Source organism: Chromohalobacter sp. HP20-39, assembly GCF_033052815.1.
In the GTDB taxonomy this organism is placed as follows: Bacteria; Pseudomonadota; Gammaproteobacteria; order Pseudomonadales; family Halomonadaceae; genus Chromohalobacter.
In genome coordinates this window covers 1-245 of sequence record NZ_JAWHTP010001046.1, presented here as the reverse complement: position 1 = coordinate 245, position 245 = coordinate 1, and the positions used below count along the sequence as shown (strand labels likewise).

At 65.7% G+C, this 245-nt stretch carries 1 protein-coding gene; it reads left to right on the top strand.

Going from position 1 to position 245, the window contains the following annotated elements:
• Positions 1–33 precede the first annotated feature (33 nt).
• The coding region (locus RVY79_RS21110; protein WP_317466566.1) for a hypothetical protein at positions 34–245 on the top strand (212 nt) is incomplete at its 3' end.

Sequence of the window (245 nt, the reverse complement as noted above, 5' to 3'; positions counted from 1 at the left end):
AAGGCGCAGGGCACGCGGGACTTGGTCCGGATCTTGGTCGAGTTGTTCAAGACTGCGGGCGACGCGACCCCTGTGATCACACCAGCTGACTTCGAACTCTCCGGCGACGACCGCGGAAGCGCGGCCGCCTTGATCGACAACGTCGGCATAGACCACCACACGCAGCTTCGGGACCGCGCTCTGCGCAACCTCACCGCTGTCGAGGAGGCCCTTGGCGGCGACCTGTCAGGTGTTCCGCACTTGCG